The sequence below is a fragment of the Sphingobacterium sp. HSC-15S19 genome, assembly GCF_050433745.1.
GTDB lineage: Bacteria > Bacteroidota > Bacteroidia > Sphingobacteriales > Sphingobacteriaceae > Sphingobacterium > Sphingobacterium siyangense.
On the sequence record NZ_JBNPWQ010000001.1, the window covers coordinates 280195 to 300760 of the forward strand.

The 20566-nt window shown below is 37.7% G+C and carries 20 protein-coding genes; 8 read left to right on the forward strand and 12 right to left on the reverse strand.

What is annotated here, in order from left to right:
* Positions 1–2: 2 nt before the first annotated feature.
* The 5 genes from L1283_RS01265 to L1283_RS01285 form a co-directional block, all read right to left on the reverse strand.
* On the reverse strand, positions 3–2426 hold the full coding sequence (locus L1283_RS01265; RefSeq protein WP_145330490.1) for a TonB-dependent receptor: 2424 nt from the start codon (positions 2424–2426) through the stop codon (positions 3–5).
* Between the two features lie 132 nt (positions 2427–2558).
* A complete protein-coding gene (locus L1283_RS01270) occupies positions 2559–3761 on the reverse strand; it encodes a hypothetical protein (protein WP_429625642.1) in 1203 nt (400 codons plus the stop codon).
* A gap of 9 nt (positions 3762–3770) precedes the next feature.
* Positions 3771–4370 carry a hypothetical protein gene (locus L1283_RS01275; RefSeq protein WP_145330494.1) on the reverse strand — a complete coding sequence of 200 codons (600 nt, stop codon included), beginning with the start codon at positions 4368–4370 and terminating at the stop codon, positions 3771–3773.
* Between the two features lie 21 nt (positions 4371–4391).
* Positions 4392–4955 (reverse strand): RNA polymerase sigma-70 factor, encoded by a 564-nt coding sequence (locus L1283_RS01280; protein ID WP_237241782.1) that lies wholly within the window; start codon positions 4953–4955, stop codon positions 4392–4394.
* Between the two features lie 139 nt (positions 4956–5094).
* Positions 5095–6174, reverse strand: a complete 1080-nt coding sequence (locus L1283_RS01285; protein WP_237241780.1) for a fatty acid desaturase — start codon at positions 6172–6174, stop codon at positions 5095–5097.
* Positions 6175–6507: 333 nt separating this feature from the next.
* On the opposite strand from L1283_RS01285, the gene L1283_RS01290 reads away from it, so the two are divergent.
* From L1283_RS01290 to L1283_RS01310, 5 genes are all read left to right on the forward strand, one after another.
* Entirely contained in the window at positions 6508–6936 is a 429-nt protein-coding gene (locus tag L1283_RS01290) for a PepSY-like domain-containing protein (protein ID WP_429625643.1), read from the forward strand.
* A gap of 3 nt (positions 6937–6939) precedes the next feature.
* Positions 6940–9351, forward strand: a complete 2412-nt coding sequence (locus tag L1283_RS01295; RefSeq protein WP_429625644.1) for a TonB-dependent receptor domain-containing protein — start codon at positions 6940–6942, stop codon at positions 9349–9351.
* Between the two features lie 216 nt (positions 9352–9567).
* The gene (locus L1283_RS01300; protein WP_333889037.1) at positions 9568–10263 is read left to right on the forward strand and encodes a VIT1/CCC1 transporter family protein; all 696 of its coding nucleotides are present in this window, start codon (positions 9568–9570) and stop codon (positions 10261–10263) included.
* Positions 10264–10299: 36 nt separating this feature from the next.
* Positions 10300–10956 carry a CPBP family intramembrane glutamic endopeptidase gene (locus tag L1283_RS01305; RefSeq protein WP_075993753.1) on the forward strand — a complete coding sequence of 219 codons (657 nt, stop codon included), beginning with the start codon at positions 10300–10302 and terminating at the stop codon, positions 10954–10956.
* A 214-nt stretch (positions 10957–11170) separates the two neighbouring features.
* Positions 11171–11602 carry a hypothetical protein gene (locus L1283_RS01310; RefSeq protein ID WP_145330502.1) on the forward strand — a complete coding sequence of 144 codons (432 nt, stop codon included), beginning with the start codon at positions 11171–11173 and terminating at the stop codon, positions 11600–11602.
* On the opposite strand, the gene L1283_RS01315 is transcribed toward L1283_RS01310, so the two are convergent.
* Complete coding sequence (locus L1283_RS01315; protein ID WP_145330504.1) at positions 11591–12103, reverse strand: NAD-dependent epimerase/dehydratase family protein; 513 nt, start codon at positions 12101–12103, stop codon at positions 11591–11593. The genes L1283_RS01310 and L1283_RS01315 overlap by 12 nt on opposite strands.
* Before the next feature lie 335 nt (positions 12104–12438).
* On the opposite strand from L1283_RS01315, the gene L1283_RS01320 reads away from it, so the two are divergent.
* Both L1283_RS01320 and L1283_RS01325 read left to right on the forward strand, forming a co-directional pair.
* Complete coding sequence (locus tag L1283_RS01320; RefSeq protein ID WP_429625645.1) at positions 12439–13650, forward strand: enolase C-terminal domain-like protein; 1212 nt, start codon at positions 12439–12441, stop codon at positions 13648–13650.
* Positions 13651–13859: 209 nt separating this feature from the next.
* Positions 13860–14243, forward strand: coding sequence for a YidH family protein (locus L1283_RS01325; RefSeq protein WP_075993749.1), 384 nt, complete (start codon positions 13860–13862; stop codon positions 14241–14243).
* A 96-nt stretch (positions 14244–14339) separates the two neighbouring features.
* Here L1283_RS01325 and L1283_RS01330 read toward each other — a convergent pair whose 3' ends face one another.
* Positions 14340–15521 (reverse strand): MFS transporter, encoded by a 1182-nt coding sequence (locus L1283_RS01330; RefSeq protein ID WP_429625646.1) that lies wholly within the window; start codon positions 15519–15521, stop codon positions 14340–14342.
* Positions 15522–15769: 248 nt separating this feature from the next.
* Here L1283_RS01330 and L1283_RS01335 point away from each other — a divergent pair, with 248 nt between their 5' ends.
* The gene (locus L1283_RS01335; protein WP_429625647.1) at positions 15770–16699 is read left to right on the forward strand and encodes a ketopantoate reductase family protein; all 930 of its coding nucleotides are present in this window, start codon (positions 15770–15772) and stop codon (positions 16697–16699) included.
* 104 nt (positions 16700–16803) lie between these two features.
* On the opposite strand, the gene L1283_RS01340 is transcribed toward L1283_RS01335, so the two are convergent.
* The 5 genes from L1283_RS01340 to L1283_RS01360 all read right to left on the reverse strand — a co-directional run bounded on the left by L1283_RS01340 (position 16804) and on the right by L1283_RS01360 (position 20476).
* Positions 16804–17898, reverse strand: a complete 1095-nt coding sequence (locus L1283_RS01340; protein ID WP_429625648.1) for a DKNYY domain-containing protein — start codon at positions 17896–17898, stop codon at positions 16804–16806.
* A 59-nt stretch (positions 17899–17957) separates the two neighbouring features.
* Entirely contained in the window at positions 17958–18332 is a 375-nt protein-coding gene (locus L1283_RS01345) for a nuclear transport factor 2 family protein (RefSeq protein ID WP_333624601.1), read from the reverse strand.
* Positions 18333–18537: 205 nt separating this feature from the next.
* Positions 18538–19338 (reverse strand): 3-keto-disaccharide hydrolase, encoded by an 801-nt coding sequence (locus L1283_RS01350; RefSeq protein WP_088162486.1) that lies wholly within the window; start codon positions 19336–19338, stop codon positions 18538–18540.
* A 152-nt stretch (positions 19339–19490) separates the two neighbouring features.
* Entirely contained in the window at positions 19491–20171 is a 681-nt protein-coding gene (locus L1283_RS01355) for a hypothetical protein (RefSeq protein ID WP_198385971.1), read from the reverse strand.
* A 101-nt stretch (positions 20172–20272) separates the two neighbouring features.
* Positions 20273–20476, reverse strand: coding sequence for an ArsR family transcriptional regulator (locus tag L1283_RS01360; RefSeq protein WP_088162485.1), 204 nt, complete (start codon positions 20474–20476; stop codon positions 20273–20275).
* Between the last annotated feature and the right edge of the window lie 90 nt (positions 20477–20566).

The following is a 20566-nucleotide window of genomic DNA, read 5'->3' on the forward strand; positions in this document are numbered from 1 at the left end:
TTTTACATAATGGATAATCTCAGCTTGACGTAGAATGCACGTCCAGGTCGTTGCAGTCGAAAATTGTCGTATGCTCTTTCATCTGTTAAATTTCTAGCCTCAAAGGATACATTGTATTTGTTCCGGTCCCAAGCGTAACTAAGTACCGCAGAATGGATATTTTGGGAAGGGATGAGATCTTTGGATTCAAGTGATCCCAAGTATGATTCTGTCAGATAAAACCAGTGCGTGTATTGATATAAGTAGGAGAGTTGCACTCTGCTTCCTTGCTGAAACCAGTTATTCTGGATCAGGCTTATATCAGCGTTTCCATAGATCCAAGGGCGATTAATGAGTTGTTTGCCATAAGTGAGGCTAATTTGTTTATTGTCTGAATCGTCTGTGTATTTTTTGTTGTAAGTAGCTTTATCGTAAGAACCATTCAGGGTAACTGCTAAAAGATCTTTAAAGCCATATTTGACTTCGGCCTCAAAGCCGTAGAGCTTTACTCCAGGTTCGTTATAGCTTTGAAAATAGGCATTTCCATTCTGCATGACCGCACGGCTGGTTATATAGTTATCTGCCAAGCGATAGAAACCTGTTAAATCGACATTCAGAAAGTGATTTTGATTAATATACGTATTGTAGTAAAACCCAGTGTTGATATTGTCACTCCGTTCGGGCTTTAAATCCCAGTTGGATGTTGTATTGATACCGTCACCATAAAGAGCCGTCATAGAAGGTAAGTTGTATGCTCTTTCATAAGATAGTTTCCAACCGCAATCCTTGGTTATCCTATACCGTGAGGCTAAACTCATGCTGTAGTAATTCCCTTGCTTTTTTTGACTGATTATCCCACCGCTGATCAAATTGTTGTTTGCATCAAAGGTGCGTTCGTCAATATCTTTTGAGGCATTCATGCGGTAATATTTTACGGCTAAAACATTTGATAGGCGCTTGTCAAACCATTGGTTTTGCCATGACAAACCCAAAATATGTCGGCCCAAGTAGGATGGCAAACCAGACCGGTCATAATTGCCAATCAGTTCATATTGTTTCTGATCGTTGCTATTGAAATTGTAATTGAAATTTAAACTCTGATTACGCGCTTCATCAAAGTCATAGTTTAGATTTACGCGCGCGAGATAATTTGACAAATTATACTTTGTATCTTTTTGGGGATTCGGGGTTGTGGCATTGTAATTCGAGATCCAGTTTCCAGACCAATCGTAATTGTACATAGCTGTATCCCGCACGTAGCGGGTATCGTAGCTATAGCTTGTAAAAATATCTGCGTATAGGCGATTGACCAGAAAATTGCTTTTTTTGTAGCTCAGGGTTGGCATCAGATATTTGCTTTCAGACCATGCTCCGCCAAACACTTTGCTAAGTGAGGCCCCAAGCTGGTTTTCTTTGTGATTTTGTGAATAGGTCAGACCTGCATAGAACTGATCAGCCCAGGATACGTCGCGAAAACCGACCTCCAATTGTCCCATGGCTGAAGTGTAAGCATCGTTAAAACGCTTGGCTTTGGGGATCGTGACATACTTGTTGTCGACAGTGTTCTCGATAAGAACGTTGTACTTTTCGTTAGTATACATGTTATAATCATTGTCGGAATGATTGTAAAATGCATTCATCCGGAAGGAAAGTTTGTTTTTGGGATTGGTAAATGTGCCGACTACGGCTGCCTGATGTGTATTGAATGAGCCGTAGGAATAACTCAGATCCAGATAAGGTCTTGCTCGGCGCTTTGTAATAATATTGACAGCACCCCCGAGCGCATCGGAACCCAAAAAAGCAGGAACAACACCTTTGTAAACTTCGACCCGATCAATCAGATTGACAGGAATATTATTTAAGGACATCGATGACCCAAAGTTTTCCATGGGAACACCGTCAATATAGATTTTTGCATCGAGCCCGTTGATACGGAATACAAAGTTGGAGCCTAATCCACCATCTTCACGAATAGTAACTCCTGTGGCGCGCTTTAAAACCTGTGTTAAATTGGCAGCTTCGTTGGCATGTTTATTCATGTCAATGACACTGACATTAAAGCCCGATCGCTTTATTTCCGCTACTTTCTGCTCATTTTCAGTTTTCCTATGTGCTGTTACGGTTACCTCGTCGATATAATTGCGATCCTCGATAAGTTGAAAGTCCTGAATATTTTTCCCGTTTAGAGGTCGCTCTTCGTAGTTATATCCCACCGCAGTGACACGTATGATGGCCTTGTTCGGGATATTCGTATGTAGCTTATAATATCCATCTACATCGGATGAGGTACCATTGACCTGATCTTTTAGAAGTATTGTTGCACCTGGGATTGGTCTTCCAAAATTATCTTTGACAAAACCTGAAATAACGTTCTTTTGGGAGGTCTGGGCCTGTGTAAATACGGTAAAAATTAATAAGAGTAAAAAAGTAGATGTTGACTTCAACATTTTTATTTAGATTAAGTATATACAAGAGAGTTGCCTATACCGATCACTTACCGAATGTTGATTTCAGCTATTTTTTTTGAAAAATATGCAAATAGTTGATTATGAGCTTTGTTTTTTTTGAAGAACTATAGATTATTTTTTCAAATAATCCATGCGTACAATAAAGTTTGTACTATTGGGGAGTTGGATCCCCTTGGAGATTTCTTTTGTCTGCAAATTATACTTCCATACACGATGCTCATCATTTGCATCATCTATCGCTATATAAACATCCTTTTTGTCACTCCAGACATTCTCTTTTTGGGTACCTTTATCCAATGGGAGCGGAATTCTTTCGATGGAACCAGATTTTAAATCCACCAGTCTATATTCGAACTGATAAACTGCGTGATAATTGGAAAAATCGGTGTATAAATTCTTCTGTTCATTGCGAACAATCGCCTTTCCGTTGCCCACATACCAGATCCCGTATGCATGATTACCAATTGCCTTGGAAATATTGATCATAAAGTGCTGATCGACGAGCTGCTGCCCTTTCTTCTTTCTAAAAATTGCTGTTGGAAGCCTTAAATTATTGCCCAGCGCTATGCCAGGATTGGTCATGAAATAATAGTCCCCTAATTCGTCTTTAAAACTATAGGATTGTATGATGTTGAAGCCACCGGGATAGGTCGAACGAGTTTCTTTCTGAATTTGTTGCAATGTAAAGCTAGGATAGTTTATTGTGGCGTAATAGGTCGTATCAGATGTGGTATGTCCATATTTCCTGCGTGATTTGAAGAAGGAATAAGCCAGCCAAAGGTTATTGTTTTCAATATCAACAAGCCCGAGGTGTAGTGCGTTATATTCTTTTGTTGCAAAGGGAAGTGTGATGGTATCTTCCTTAATAATTTTCATCTCTGCAACATTAATCTGATAGAGTCGAGCCTGGGCTTTTTTTGCAATAAGATCCTCTCGACATAGCGCAATTAAATTGTTGTCATCCTTCCAGGTGATGGTTTCAAAGTCGCGATTTTTTAATTGTATACTGTCAATAAGGACCAAGGACGCCCCCTGTAATCGATGTTTTGTAAATACACTGGTTTGGCTTGACAACCGATAAAAGAAGCCATTTTTATAGATATATTCCCGTTCCTGAATTCGTGAGCTGGACAAAGGAATTTGTAAAGTCGGTTGTCGGGTATCCTCCAAACTTTCGGAGAAAAACAAACTGGTTGGGCTTTCATCTTTGTTAAACAGACAAAAAACAAAATCAGGATCTATGTTTTTGTTGGAAATTTGTTTACAAGAAAAAATAAAAGTTGCAAGGAAAGACAACAATACTAATCGCTTCATGTTTGCCTATTAAATGCTTTGAAATTGTTCTCTAATTTTAATCTGCATATTGGACGGGAGGAATGCCAAATCACTTTTTTGAAAAGCAACGATTTTACCAAAATCCGGAGAATCAGAAACAAAGTATTCTCGCCCGGCCTTAAATACAAGAACATTATGGTTGCTATCCACAAGCTCAAAGTCCCGTTTAGGTGTGATCATAAAGTCTCCGCTGAAGGTTAGTTTTTTATTGACCAGATCAATATTGGCCGTGCTATTTTTACTTAACTGTAAATCATAATGATCTTCGGTAAAGAGCTTGCTATTCTCAATTGATGTATTGGTAAAGGTATGATTATCCAGAGCAGGGGGAGATAGATAGAAAACAGAAAAACCGATTACAAGAACTGCGGCGGCGGCAGTAATTTTGGCCCAATGGAATTTTCTATATCGATATACATCGGCATTAATTTTATTCCACATGTCAGATCCAACTAGTTCATCGACATGGTTATTTTCCGCAATACTATCCCATGAATTATTATCCAACCATTTTTCAACCGCATGCTTTTCAGCTTCAGAGCATTCACCTGAAGCATATTTTTTAAGTATTTCTTGGTTGATTTCCATCTTTTGATAATCCACGTATATTCAAAAGTACAAAAAAGTAATTAATAGGAATCTCGCAATATTGATATTGCAATACTTTTTAAGTCTTATTTTGATAACTGACAATGCTTTACTGATATGATATTCGACTGCTCGCTCTGAAATAAGTAGATTTGTTGCAATCTCTTTGTTAGTTAACCCTTCGTCGCGACTCAGTTTATAGACATTTTTGCATTGTTTGGGTAAAGAATCAACAGCTTGATCCAAGTGATTTTTGAGTTCTTTGTAATAAATATAATTGTCTTCGTAAGATGCTGCTTTGCTATTTAAGATCAGCTCATGATGTCTCTCTTTATTTCCTTTATTCCGAAGAAATTCTAGTGATTTTAATTTAACCGAACGCAATAGATAACGCTCCGCATCCTGAAGTTCTAGCTGATATCTTCTTTCCCACAGAGATTTGAAGACATCTTGAACAATTTCTTTTGCATCATCTTCATTGTCTACACTTTTAAGCGCAAATGAAAACATTCTCTTCCAATACAGTTGAAAGAACTCTTCAAATTGTTGTTTGTTGATCTCTATTTTACGTACGGAGGTTTTCAAAGCACCCAAATATACACTCTATTTAGACTTGTTCCAAATAAAATGCGGTAATCTAATATCGCGCTACGTTGACTTAGTTGCTCTCGTGCTATCCAGCTGAAGCCGGTAACAGGTTAAAACTATAATTAAGAGCGATTGATTATTCCTTAGATTTTAGGTAGGGGATACGATATTGTTCGTCAAATCTTTTCTTGTCATCCCGATAACTACTGACTGCGCCGAGTTTATGCATCATTTTGATATAACACCAAGCGAGGTCAATCTGATAAGGTTTAAAACCACTCCGCGCACTCTTAGGATATAAATGATGGTTGTTGTGCCATTCACCGGCTACAATGCCGGGCCATAACTGATTTATTGATTTGTCTTTCTCATTGAAATCAATACCTTCACGTTGCTTGTCTTCACCTTTTGCATGGCCTTCATAGTTGAATGTCCGTACACCGATTGCCCAGAAACCGGCCGCGCCAAAGAGTGTACAGGCAAGCGCGTGGCCACCGATCAAATAGAAAATGGCATACCAAAAAGCCCAGTTTAGTATCCAGGATCCGATAGCATGAGAAGGATTTACGTACGACCCCCATTTTCGATATTGTGCATAACTATTGGCGGTTACACCTGTATGTCGCATCAGTAATTTGACACGGTTATATGAATTTTCCGTAAGGTCCTTAGCAATAGGCTGATGATTTACATCGGCTAAAAAACAGTATAGAAAACCAGCCTGGGCATTATAAGGGTCACCAGGGGTGTCAGATTTTGCGTGATGAACATGATGTGAAATCACATATATTTCTTCTGGAATTACATTAATAGTCAGATTCTGTGTGAAAAAACGCCAGAATCCGTTCCGGAATTTAAATGCGCCGTGTGTTGCAAATCGATGGTGCCATATCGTACCATGGGTTCCCATTACAATCATACTGTAGATAAATGCTGCCAAGACAGTCCACCAACTGAAGTGGTACACCAAAAAGATGAAAAAAAAGGGGATGAGGCAAGCTACTTTTAGCCAGCTAAAAAAGGGTAACCAATTTCTTTTATCTTTAAAAATATTGAGGCGTTTGAAGAATTCGCTGAAAATTTCTTTTTTGCTTGGCTTTACGAGGTTTCCATCGTTGTCTTTCCATCCGTAGGTAGGAACTTGCAGAACATGGTCTAAAAAGGGCATTTGTGGTTGATGTAAATTATAATATTTGCTAAAGCTACCATTTAACATCGTTAAAAAGTGTTAATACGAAAAGTTTAACATATCCTTAAGATGTATCAGGCTATTTGGAAAAATAAAATACTGTAGGGAAAGCGAATCCCATACGCGGTAAGTTTAATCTTATATAGTTTTCGATATTCATTCATACAATCGACGTTTTTTCCTCGGAGCTTAGTCGCTATTTATTCGCTCTGAACCGAAGAAGTACCGAAGAAGTTCCGAACAAGCACCGAACAAGCACCGAGTAATCTCCGAACATAATAGCATCATCCTGGTTGGTATTGAGTTCTAAATTTCTTCTAAATTGTTTTTGAATTTTATGAAATCATTAATAAAAAGAACATGAAAAGATTAATTTTTATTTTGGCTCTGATGGTAAGCGTATCATTGGTCAAAGCTCAAGAAGTCTCAGAAAAGAAAGTTCCATCAGTAATTAAGCTGGCGTTTCAACAGAAATACCCTAATGTAAAGTCTGTAAAATGGGAAAAAGAAAAGGGAAATTATGAAGCTGGATTTAAGGATGGAAAAATTAATTATTCCGTCCTTATAAATGCCGCAGGACATATTATTGAAACCGAGGTTGGAATTCCCGTCGGAGAGCTTCCTGCAGACGCTAAAGCTTATATAATCAAAAACTATTCCCATAAAAATATCAAAGAAGCAGCCAAAATTACTGATGCTAGAAATAATGTTAGCTCTGAGGCCGAAGTCGATGGTAGGGACTTAATTTTTGATGATAAGGGTAAATTTCTAAAGGAGGTTAGGGATTAGATTATGGTTCAATTACGATTATTTTATATTTTTATTTTAGTCATAGTTTCTTCGGTTGTTTCGGCACAGGTATCGTCTGTTACCGTTTCAGGTATTATAAAAAATAAGGCGGATAAATTGGCTATTCAATACGTTAACGTTGTGGTCAAATCTGATAAAGACAGCGCTTTTATCGCCGGAACGATGACAAACGATGAAGGCCGGTTTACCATTTCCAAAATTAAGCCAGGAAATTACCAATTAAACATTTCATTTACAGGGTTTGAGGATAAGAAGCAATCCCTATTTGTTGGTAGTCTTTCGGAGTTTTTGGATATCCCAACGATCGAGTTGGAGGAGCGTTCCATCGCATTGGAAGGGGTTACCGTGACTGCTCAGGCAGGTCATGTAAGTAATAAACTGGATAAGAAAATCTATTCCGTTGCCGATAATATAAGTCAGACCGGCGGTTCTGTTTTGCAGACGATGCAAAATTTGCCCGGAATCGCGGTTCAGGATGGCAAAGTTCAACTGAGAGGCAACGACAAAGTCACTGTGCTTATCGATGGAAAACAAACCGCCTTGACGGGTTTTGGTAGCCAATCTGGGTTGGATAATATTCCGTCATCAGCGATAGATAAAATAGAGATCATCAATAATCCTTCTTCGAAGTATGATGCCAATGGGAATGCAGGTATTATTAATATCATTATGAAGAAAAGTAATCAAAATGGATTTAATGGTAAAGTAGGTTTCAGTTCCGGATTGGGCTCATTATGGATACGGAAGGAAAATCTACCAACCATAAGACCACAATATACTTTAACACCTAAAATCAATCCCAGTGTATCATTAAATTACAGAAAAGATAAGGTCAATATTTTCATACAGGCCGATAATCTCTATACACAGACACTGAACAAGAATGAATTTGTAACTCGTAAATATGAAGATGGTACAATTATTAACTCACAGCTGAAACGAAATCGGAATACGAATTTTCTAACGACCAAAGCAGGGATAGATTGGCATATTGATGAACAGAATAATCTGACTATTTCGGGGATGTATGGAAGTGAGAAGATTATTGACCGGGGCGATCAACCTTTTTTCGATGCTGATATTTCAACACGCTTGCGTCTTTGGCAATTTTTGGAAGATGAATTGAAGACAACAGCCATGGCGACAACTTCTTATCAGCACAAATTTAAAGATGCCGGGCATTTGCTCAATGTTGGTTTTAATTATACATTTCATCGCGAAGACGAAAAGTACTTCTATGACAATTATCTACCTTCTTCGAAGGGAACAGACTCTTTTAAGCTGCTATCCGACGAACAGGTTTATGATGTTAATGTAGATTATATCAAACCGCTGAAATATGGACGTATTGAAACCGGAATAAAGGTGAGAAACCGGAATATTCCAACTAATATGGAGTTTAAACCGGGCGCCAACTCTGTTCTTGATATGAATGCTGGCGGCTGGGCAAATTACAAAGAATTAATACCAGCAGTGTATGGGAATTATGTTTTCGAAAATGAAAAATGGGAGGCTGAATTAGGCTTGCGTCTAGAATATGTGAAAATTCAATATGATGTAAATCCAAATCATAACACCTATAAAAGCGATGGGTACAATTATACGCAACCCTTTCCCAATGTGAGATTGGCCTACAAACTTAACGACAATAACAAGCTTTCGGCTTTTTATAATCGGCGGGTGGACCGACCTAATGAAGTTGACATTCGTATTTTTCCCAAGTATGATGATGCTGAAATTATCAAGGTTGGAAATCCAGGCTTGCGTCCTCAGTTCACCAATTCTGTCGAACTGGGATATAAGAATACCTGGAGCAATGGTTACTTTTACGCCGCAATGTATCACCGTTTCGCTGATGGAACTATTACACGGATATCGAGTACTGTTCCGGACAGTAAATTAATTTATGCTGTGTTCCAAAATGCAGGAAAGAGCTTCAATACGGGGATTGAAACAATCTTGAATCAAAAAGTATCTTCAATTTACTCCTTTAGTATTAATGGTAATCTCTATCGAAACCAAATCAATGCCTTTACAGTAGAAAACCTTTATCCCGAACCCAATACTTTTTCAGCAGATCGGCAGACTGCACTTTCAGGTAACTTGAAGTTTAACAATATGTTTCGTTTTGCAAGAGGATGGGATGGGCAGATTACAGCAATCTATTTGGCACCGGATATTATACCGCAGGGAAAAATCCAATCGAGGTTTTCAATAGATGCCGGACTAAAAAAATCCGTTCAAAAAGGAAAAGGCGAGCTTTTCTTTAATGCTACGGATTTATTAAATACGATGGTTATTAAGCGAAAAATAGATGGTATTGGTTTTAATTATACAAGCCATGATTATTACGAAACGCAGGTGCTGAGACTAGGATATAATTATAAATTTTAAAGAAGCAAGATTCTTTACACCTTCTCTTTAAGCTCCTGAGTAGAATAAAGTTTGCGAAATGTTGAAAGGTAATGGTTAAAAGGCATAACCACAATTGAAAAAAATCAGGATGGCACTGTAGGTAATTTGATAGGTTGTTGACTTACAGTGAGATCAGAGTAGCTTTAAATAAATATAATTGCTAAATTTAAGTATCTTTCACAAATACATACTGATATGCATCATCCATTAGAAAAACACTATGTCAACCGGGTTGGGTGGCTTCGCGCTGCTGTGTTAGGTGCCAATGATGGCTTATTATCGACGACGAGTATTGTGATTGGAGTTGCAGCGGCGAGCCCTGAACGCAATACCATTGTCTTGGCAGCATTAGCGGGCATGATTGCGGGAGCAATGTCTATGGCAGCAGGAGAATATGTTTCCGTAAGCTCGCAGGAAGATACCGAAAAGGCCGATCTCCTACGTGAGAAAAAGGAACTTGAAGAAATGCCTGAAATCGAGCTACAGGAATTAGCCAAAGTTTATGAAAGAAGAGGCGTCAGTAAAGAAACCGCCTTACAGGTTGCACGCGAACTAACTGCACATGATGCATTGGGCGCCCATGCACATGATGAATTGGGTATCAATGAGATTACACAAGCTAAACCTCTACAAGCTGCACTGGCATCTCTGGGCTCATTTGCGTTAGGAGCGCTACTTCCATTTATGGTTTCATTGCTTGCACCAATTAGGCAGATGGTCTATCTGCAGTATGGTTTTACGATTATTTTTTTAATGGTTCTTGGAGCGATTGCGGCCAAGACTGGAGGCTCGAGTATCGGAATTGCAGTAGGCAGAATATGTTTCTGGGGGACGATAGCGATGGGAGTGACCGCGTTAATAGGACATTTCTTCGGCGTTACGGTTGCTTAAATTTTTGAAGATAATACGCACTTCATAACTCAAGCTATGAAAAGCAAAGCATTTTCAATAATTCAGGATATCGGGTTCATCCTATTTCTTGTCGTATTTCCGCATGCTGTGCCATTACCTTTTTATTCTTATGCAGTGATTTGTTTTTTAGCAATTTTTCTTGTTTTAAGAAGAGAAGGCAGGTCATTGAAGGATTTGGGATTAAATAAGAAAAACCTTTCTTCGCGTGTTATTCTTTTAGGAATTCTCTCTGCATTAGCCTGGGTAATATTTATGCAGATAATATATATTCCAGTTATCAAACATCTATTTAATGTTCCCGATTATATGGAGTATAATTTTATCAGGAGTAGTATGGCAAGATTGATCATGACAATTGTTGCAGCTTGGATTATTGGTGGATTTTATGAGGAAGTTGTATTTCGGGGCTGTATCCAGAATATACTCGAAAAAAGATTGTTTAAAGGAATGGGACGTTGGTTGCCTATCGTGATAACCAGTATTCTTTTCGGTCTCTATCATCTGCAGCAAGATATATTTGCTGTTATAGCTGCTTGTTTGGGAGGATTCTACTGGGGTATTTTATATAAAAAATGGAATAATAATCTTTGGGTTTCAATCATTTCACATGCGCTATTCGATATGATTACCCTTATCCTAATCTATACTGGGAAATTTGGAAAACTTATATAGATTTTGTTGTTTTTTGAGACTTGTTTCATATGCTTTGTAAGCTCAGACAAGAATCTGGCGATAGAAAAACAGCCGACTAAATATGGCAAAAGTATTACCCTTATTTATTGATAGTGGACGAATATTAAGGAGATCAAAGCGATAATTATATTATGTGGGAGATTCATTTGCTTTTAACTATTTTGGTGTATTAAATCAATTTTTTATAATTAGTATGAAAATCAATCTATCACAGCGTACACTTATTTTTTATGGTGTCTTGGCGCCCTTTATTATTTTCGGATCAATCTATAATCTTTTGGGAATTATCTCAGGTACAAGTACGGTTATATCTTTTGGGGCCTTCGCTCTCTTTGGATTTGTTCTTTTACCCGCCTTACTTGTTTCCACCTATCGGCAAAACCGCTGTACGTTATTCAGTGACCGGATAAGCATTGGAAAAAAAGAATATGTTTTCGATAGTTACGCAGTTTCTATTGTTGAAAAGTATCTACCGCTAAAGGAAAGGCCACTTTTTTCATTATTTAGAACACAATATGCTAATTTAATTATTCGGGAAAAATCAAGTGGACAAATCGTGCTCAATAAAGATTTAGATATTTCCTTGCAAGCAATAAATAAAATGAAGGCATTTTTATCGGTGTAGATCAATAACTAAAGTGCCGTCTTGCTGTTTTATTGAAGTTGATTGAGAAGAAATTCGAAAGTATACTGCGGAGTGTAACCAAGTAATATCATAAATATCACGAGGTTGGGCTATAAGTTCCTCTGTAACCCACACCGCTTTTTCCGCATCAACAAGTGCATTGCCGTATATGGAGGTTGTAGAGGTAAAAAGAAAACGCTTTATTCCGTTCTTTACACAGGCATTTAACAGATTTAATGTTCCTGTTATATTGGTATCTATAAAACTTTGTCGGCTATAATTCAAATCCATATGTCTACCATGCAGCGCTGCAGTATGGATAATGGCTTCATAACCACTTGTGAATTCAATAACTGCCTCAGTTCGCTGTACATCTAAACAATGATCAGTGGTATCGCTTTCTAATAAATCAACTCCCGTAACATCGTGTCCAGCAAGACGTAGATTCCGAACTGTTACACTTCCTAATTTTCCCGAAGATCCTGTTACCAATATGCGCATGTATACAAAATAAAGGAAAATTTAAGATATAGGTATTTATATGCAAATTTTTTATGCGGTATTGGTATGAGGTAATAAGGCCGCTCGAAGCAGTAAAGATAGTCATACGGTAATTGTACACGACAGAGACATTGATAAAAAAAATGATACAAATTGTATAACAATTGATACGCCCTGTCAATAAATACAAACGCGTATGCAGTATCTTTCATATGGATATTTATAAACTAATTATAAAGCTTTGGCTACGTGGCTAGTTATGCCTACGCTGGTGTAAAAAAAAAACTAGAAACAAGTCTATCCTGACGGTTTCGGATAATCGAAATAAATCAACTATGAAAAGAAGAACATTTATTCAGGCGCTGAATTTTGGCATTGCCTCAGCCACGTTGTATAAAGGTTACGCAAATGAAATTTTATTTTCCTCTGATGCTGAACCAGGAAACAAGGTATTGTCCTATCACAAGATAAAAGATATCAGATTTTCTACCGTAAAGATGAATTATCCGAGACTTGTGGGGAAAAATGCCCGTCTCGACCTACATGGTTATGGACCTGATGTGGAAATATGTGTTATAAGGACAGATCAGGGAGCAATGGGCTGGACCTCACTCCGTGGCTCAAGACGTGAAGCTGAACAAATTTCGGGAGAATTGATAGGCAAGAAAATGTCAGATCTTTTTTCTCCCAAAGTCGGTACACTGCTGCAGACACATATTCCCTTTGATATGGCTCTTCATGATCTCGCAGGAGTCATTTTAAATAAACCTGTTTATGAAATACTTGGTCGAAAAGATCCGATCATAACAGATTATTATAGTGGTATGATCTATTTCGATGACTTAGAACCAGCGGATAGACCATCAGGAATTGACCGTATTCTTGAGGAATGCCAATATGATTATGGAGTGGGTTACAGGCAATTCAAGTTAAAAATTGGAAGGGGGCATAAATGGATGCCTTTTTCCAAAGGACTTCAACGGGATATTGAGGTTACAAAAGCAGTGGCAGAAGCATTTCCCGACTGCAGAATTTTAGTTGATGGAAATAATGGTTTTACATCAGACCAGTTTATTCAGTATTTAAAAGGTATCCCAATGGTAAATCTCTTTTGGATAGAAGAACCTTTTCATGAAACGGTGGTGGATTATCAAAAGCTTAGTGGCTTTATAAAATCAGAAGGCATAAATACTTTGCTGGCGGATGGCGAAGCAGATCCTGATCAGAACTTGCTGAGAACCTTATTTGAAAAGAAACTGCTGGATGTCCACCTTACGGATATTGAAGGCCTTGGATTTACGAATTGGAGGAATTTAATGCCAAAGTTAATACAACTCGGAGCGCAAGCATCTCCACATGCCTGGGGATCGCTTCTCAAGAGCTACTATACAGCGCATTTAGCCGGAGGGCTCGGAAATACCGTAACCATTGAAGGGGTTACAAGTACATCTGATGATGTGGATTTGTCGGGATATCTCGTCAAAGATGGGAAACTTATTCCTTCCTCATCTGCAGGGTTCGGTATGCAGTTGCTAAAAAAGATTTGAAAGAAAGAAGCTTTGAATTATTTTTCAAACCTTTCAAAGTTTTGCAACGTTCATAGAGGAGCAAACAATGGAATTTCTTAACCTTAACATCTTTACTAACCCATGAAACAAATGTGCTGAAGCATATTCACGGCGATAAAGTATTGTTTAGGGCTATGAAATACTTTTTAAAATTCCTTTAATTTTTTGTTGATCAAAATTTATTTCAAATGTCTAATAAAACTGTAACCCAGAAGATAAATGACCATCTTGCGAATGAACGAACTTTCCTTGCTTGGATCCGGACAAGCCTGGGCATTATGGGCTTCGGTTTTGTAGTTGTTAAGTTTTCACTATTTATTCGTCAGATTGAGCTCATTCTCAAAAGAGATATAGTCGAAGGATCTCAGCATGAATATTCTGGTGCTGTTGGTGTTTCTATTGTGGTTATTGGTGCATTGACGGTTATTGTCGCCTTTTTTAAATATCGTAAAACAAACAAACAAATTGAAGAGGAGAACTTCGCTCAAACTTCAAATAGTATTACAATTGTGGCCATATTGATTTTTGTCATAGGTATTATTTTGAGTTGGTATCTTGTCGACGGTCTTTAAGGAGATGCATTAGATCTAGTTAGCCTAGAATGATTATCCAGGCTAACTAGATCTAAATTGTCGTGCATTGGCTATTTATAATACCGGCAAAATATATTATTGCTGTGTACACTGTACCACGGTGATTTGATTTGTTGTGCCACGTTTTTCTAAAAACTGTCGTAGGGCGATCATCAGAAAGGCGAGAAAACCAAATCCCATCGTAAGCCAGGGCGAAAATTCTACACCTTTCGAAACGATAATCCAGCCACCTACGGTAGTTCCCAAGGTTACCCCGAGATTGCCAAATGAAGTCGCTAGACTATTGGCAAATTCTAGCGCCTCGGGAGCGGAAGAAATCATATAGGTAGATGCGTTTAAGAAGCTAGGAGAATAAAGAAATCCCCATAAGGCAATCGTACAGACCGTAGCGAACATATTGCCATCTGAAAAATACAGTAATAAAGGAATAATAAGTGTACCCGATAAGAAAAATGCTGTGGTAAACGTAATATTTCGGTTGAGCATTTTCCCTGCCACCCAGTTGGCGATGACTCCAATAATACCAAATACAAATAGCATATAACTAACCATGGTACTGTCCATATTCTTTGCTTTGTTTAAATATTCGGCGAAATAACTATAGGTAGAAAACCAAGCGGATACCATAAAGAAATTCATTGCGGTACTGACCATAAAAATGGGTTTGGTTAATATTTTCATCTGACTACCGTAGGATTTTTTTTCTTTTACAGGCAAAGAAGGAATGGTAAAATAGATCGCCAGTAGTGCAATTATACTGACAATGGCCTGTATCGTGAAAGAATATGTCCAGGAATAGAGACTGGCAATGTAGGTGGCGAAGGGGACTGTTGTCACCATGGCGATTGCAACACCACTAAAAACAATGCTCATAAGCTCATTTTCATTTTTCTTCCCCCCTTTTAAAATGGCGACAGACAATGCTGTCGCAATATAGACAGGTTGGAGAAAGGCGGGAAGAATTCTTACAGTAAGTAATAACCAGAAAGGAGGGGATAATGAAGAGACAATCGCCGTGACTAAGAAAATAGCGATGGCAGTTAACATGACTTTCTTGCGATCGAATCCCGAAGCCAACAATGTCATAAATGGCCCAGTTAGGGCAATGATCAAGGCAAAAGCACTTAATAAATAACCTGCTTTGTCGATACTGATATGATAATGATCGGCTATTTGGGGCAAGATACCAATAATGCCAAACTCAGTTGTGATTACGGCGAGAAAACCCAAAGCTCCGATGTATGCGTATTTTTTCATAAATAAAAACCTATTGTACATGATTAATTATACGAGCAAATGTAAAGGCAAATACTTGCTTCTGGGTGTAAAGCGGCTATTTGTGTGTTACTAACAAATTTGTAAGTAATGGTAAAAGAAAAGTTGTTGCTGAATAATTGATCTCTGCCTGACATTGATAAGTTGTGTGTTGTCAAAAGTTCTTTTATATTCACTTTAGATTTATTTTAAGGTTGAATACAGATAAGGAATACGAAATAAAAAAACTAATGGAACAGCATATATTAATTGTGGGCCTGGGGGGAGTGGGCGGATATTTTGGTGGTATGTTAGCGCGCAAGTATGAAAACACTGATATTCATGTCAATTTTTTGGCGCGAGGTAACCATCTTGAGGAGATTAACCAACATGGTTTAAAGCTGTTATTAGAAAAGGGAAGTTTTACAGCGAAGCCCTATAAGGCTTCCAGTGAGGCTGAGAACTTCACAAAAATGGATTACATTTTTCTTTGTACTAAATCTTATGATCTAGAAGATACTATGGCCTTATTAGGACCGTGTGTGAGCGCAGATACAGTATTCATACCCTTGCAGAATGGAGTAGACAGCAAAGAACGTATCAACAGATATTATCCGAATAATTTGGTTGTGGATGGTTGCGCCTATATTGTGTCCCGGTTAAAGGCTGCTGGAGTAATTGAAGTGACAGGAAAATGGGGTACAATGAGTTTCGGATTGAATGGAGAACATGATGAAAGACTGGATAGGTTATATCATCTTGTGCAACAAGCTGATATCCATGTGAATTATTCCGATGAAATTGAGAAAATAATATGGGATAAATTTATTTTTATTTCCGCTATGGCCACAGCTACTTCTTATTTTGATTATTCTATTGGTCAGATAATGGAAGATCCAAAGAAGAAAGATGCGGTTGTTAAACTTATTCAGGAGGTTACAACATTAGCTCAGGAAAAAGGAGTTGTTATTGCTGATCATATTGTACATAAGACCTTGGACAAAATGGAACAAATGCCTTACGATGCGACTTCATCCATGCATACGGATTATCTTAATAAACGACCGAAAACAGAGTTGGCATCTTTGACAGCTTACGTTATTCGTGAATCTAAAAAGTATAATCTCGAGACACCTGAATATCAACGCATGTTTGATGTATTGCGCCTAAAATCTGACTAGCTGTATTAAAATAGTTTGCGAGTTGGAAATTTCAATTGCTAAGTTCCTCTGGACAAGCTTTTTTTGAATACAAAAAGTAAGTTTAGCTGTCAAAAGAAAGCTGATTAGATTTTATTTCCTGTAAGGCCGCTGAATTTATTGCCTCGATTGTCTTTATAAAAATCACCGTCCTTCTTAAAACTATGCGCATCTACTCCTTCAAGTAGCTGTTTTTGATAAAAGACATTTTTTGCGTCTTTTCCGAAATCGTGACCTAAAGGTATAAACGTTTTAATATCGGCATTTGGAATTATTTCCTGATTATAATACACATTATTCTTGTCTTTTGAATAGGAGTTGCTTCCATACACATCATTCTTTTCATCAATCCGGAATAATTCAAAGGAAGGAGCATCTACCTGTTCATATCTGAAGCTTTTCCCCCTGAATAGGATCGTTTTGTTGTCAACACTAATATGATCCTGATCAAGTACACGAATTTTATCAATGGTCTTAAAGGACCTCGTTATGACATCTGATCCCTGCTGAAATGGTGGGTAATAAATAGTATTGCCAATTCTCATGTAATATTTGTTTATGGCTTCAATGTTTCCGGAGTTAGCAACAACTGCTTTAAAGGCACCTATATTCGGAGAGACATAAACTGAATCTTTATCCATTAAAAAATAGTCATTGACGAACGAAAAGGTTTTCCGATCTGCCTTTATCATGTCATTACTGTAGAAGTAATGGTCCTTGTCGTGTGCCCAGTTTATATGGTCCTTTACGAGCTCATATGTTTTTGGATCTGCTCCCTGGATGATATTAAAGCCTAGGGCTTGATCGATATAATAGACATGAAAACGATCTTTTGGAATCTGATTGTCGACATAAAAGGAATTCTTGTCCACGAGTTTTTGAGTCGTGCCACGAAAATATACCGCATTTTTGTCTTTAGCTATATCTTCTGACAAAACCTCAAACGATTTTGCATCAGCCTGCATTTGTGAAATGCCCAAACTAAACCAATTTCCATTCTGACAATAAGCTATCTGCCCTTTTGAATCGATGAAGTAAGAACCGGATTTTTGTTTATCAACAGGTTTGCCAATATTTCGACAAGAAATAAAAAAGCAAAGTAAAATACAAGCCAGAAAAAAAGTGTATTTTTTCATTTTTGCATTGCATATAATCCTAGATTTATTATTTATTATACCCATCTATATAAATTTACAACGACAAAATTAAAAAAACGAATTTTCAGTTTTCCGTTCCCTTATTAAGGCAATTGCATAAAACTGGCACCAATGACTTTTAGTGTGTTGTCAATGCGTTTCCATACCCTAAAATATCTAAATTTTCCTTCTAATGGTGCTCCCATTACCTTGCCTTTTGCCGTCATCGTAGTAACGGAAAGTGCGGTATCCCCAATTATTCTGATCTCATCAATTTCTGTTGAAGCATTTTCAATAATCATAGCCTTTGATCGGTGTGCATTTAGATCCATTTCTTTGGTTAACATTTGACCATCAGGTGCTACAGCAACCAGGTCGTCATATAGGAGGAGATCAAGACCGTCTACATTACTGGCTAGCTGCGCCAAGAAAAGTTGGTTCTCTGCTTCTGCAATTTCTTTTTTCGTGATTTTATCCATATTCTAATTTTGCATTTATATTTCTATTGTTTTGATTTTTACTTTAAAAATAATAAATCTAGATATTATTCGGTTGACTATGAGACTGTATGCGACTATTTAAGGTTTATCTCGATCAAGAATTTCGTAATATTTTAATAATGGAGGTGAACTTGTTAAACTGCTAAGTTTAAAATCAAGATGTTCCTCCTGTCGGAAAAATTAATTACTTCTTTGGTTTAGGTAGCTCCTTAATCCATATATTCTTAAAATCTACGGGTTGACCTTCACTCTGTAATGCGATAAATCCACTGCTGAGCAACTTACCATCGATCTTAATTTTGGGGTCATATCCATTGGCTGTTCCACCTCCAATCTGAGGTCTTGAATATTCTAGTACGGTATCTCCGTTAATGATATGTTTGATTAACGAATCTCCTAATACAATCAACTCCCCTTTAACCCATTGATCACCATCATAGGTCTTCGAAGTAGAATTTAAGCAATGTGAGGAGGCAATTTTGCCCTGATAGACCACATTGGTTCCAGGAGAACACATATTGCCTGTAGGGCGGGGCTGACCATCGCTCAGTCCTCCCAAAAGTTGCATTTCGACAGAAATGGGCCAATCCTGTTCTTTCAACATTGTTCTGGGATCCTGCGAATGAAACATAACGCCGCTATTACGAAGTGTATAGGAGGGGGCACCTTTATGGAGCTCGCCTACAAATCGATATTCAAATTTTAAATGATAATAAGAAAAGGGTGTTTTATAATATAAATGGCCAAATTGATCATTAAAATCATCATACTGATCATATCTGACCTTAATTATTCCATCTTCAACTCGAAAAGTATTTCCGTAGTTCACACCAACATCATGATGATGAATTTTGACAAACCAATCATTGATGTCCTTTCCATCAAACAAGGATTTCCAGCCATTATTATTGCCCTGACCTTTCATTCCTGCGCATCCTGTAAAAATAAGACCGGTAGCTACTATTGAATAGATAATTCTTCGCATTGAAGTGATATTTGGTTTAAAATTGGATAGCAAGATACGATATATTCCATTAAACTTTACAGTCTAAGAAATATCGTGGACAGCCGTAGCTCATTGCCGTTAAGCGCTGGCTAGATCATAATCAGACAATTTAAACGACGAATCAGTATATATTAAGCAAGTTTCGCTTCTCTTGTTAATTTACTTTTGTCAAGGTATAGTTCACTACTGAACAGGTCTGTCAATACTTTTTCAATCTCGATTTTATTGCATGTGGTAGGGTTTCGTCTCGATTTTAAATAATTTTCCGCGGTCATTTTTTTTGCCAATTGTCCTACCGTCTGCAAGTCAAGCACCTTACCGGTTTTGTGTGCAATCCAAAGCGAAGTGTGCGAAAACACAAGGCCTGTGAGTCCAATTGGCCAATTAAAGTAAATACCAGCTAAGGAAGCAACATAAAAAATCGCAAGTAATAGGGTCAGCCAAAAGGGAGGGCGTAGGATATCAAGTTTAAAGCCTAAATGTCTTTCGAGTTTTTCTACCCTTAACCGCCGACCATTTTTTGGGAAAATATCCGCAAGTGCAGCGTTTATCGTGATCGTTTTATGATCGATTTGAGCTGTCGAAGCTATTGCCTCACGTAGCTTATAAAAAGCCTGCTGATTTGTACAGTCGCTAGAATGATCAAGTTGGATCTTATTTGTGATATGATCGCAGAGCTCACCAAACGTTGAGATATGCATAAGTTCTGTGCCCCTAAACTTAATGTCAAATGATTTTTCGACTTTAACGAGTACATCGCCAATATCGTCTGGGTCTATATTTTGAAGTTCACAGTCTGTTATCGCATTCATAGTATGAATTCGTTAAGTTATACGAATATACTGAAAATGTTTCTCCAGGTCCTGTGCGGGTAGAAAGAAATTGTCGTAATCTAAGCGTAAGTTCATGATGGTTACGATTTAATTTGTGATAAGTCAATGCCAAATGCTGTCAATTGGGATTCTCCAAGTTCAGTAATATAGAGGTTTCTATCGCTGGGATCTGTTTTTGCTAGCCAACCTTTTGCTATTAACACCTCCAGTAAGAGCTGGCCGAGTTTTCCGCCGATATGTTCGTAACATAATTTTGCGGACTTCACTTTATCGTAGTTTTTCATTTTCGTCTGTTATGGGCTTAGTTTTTGATTTATAGTTTCTTAGCTATAAAATTATGAAAATGAAAAGGGACGCAAAATGATCAAAATCAT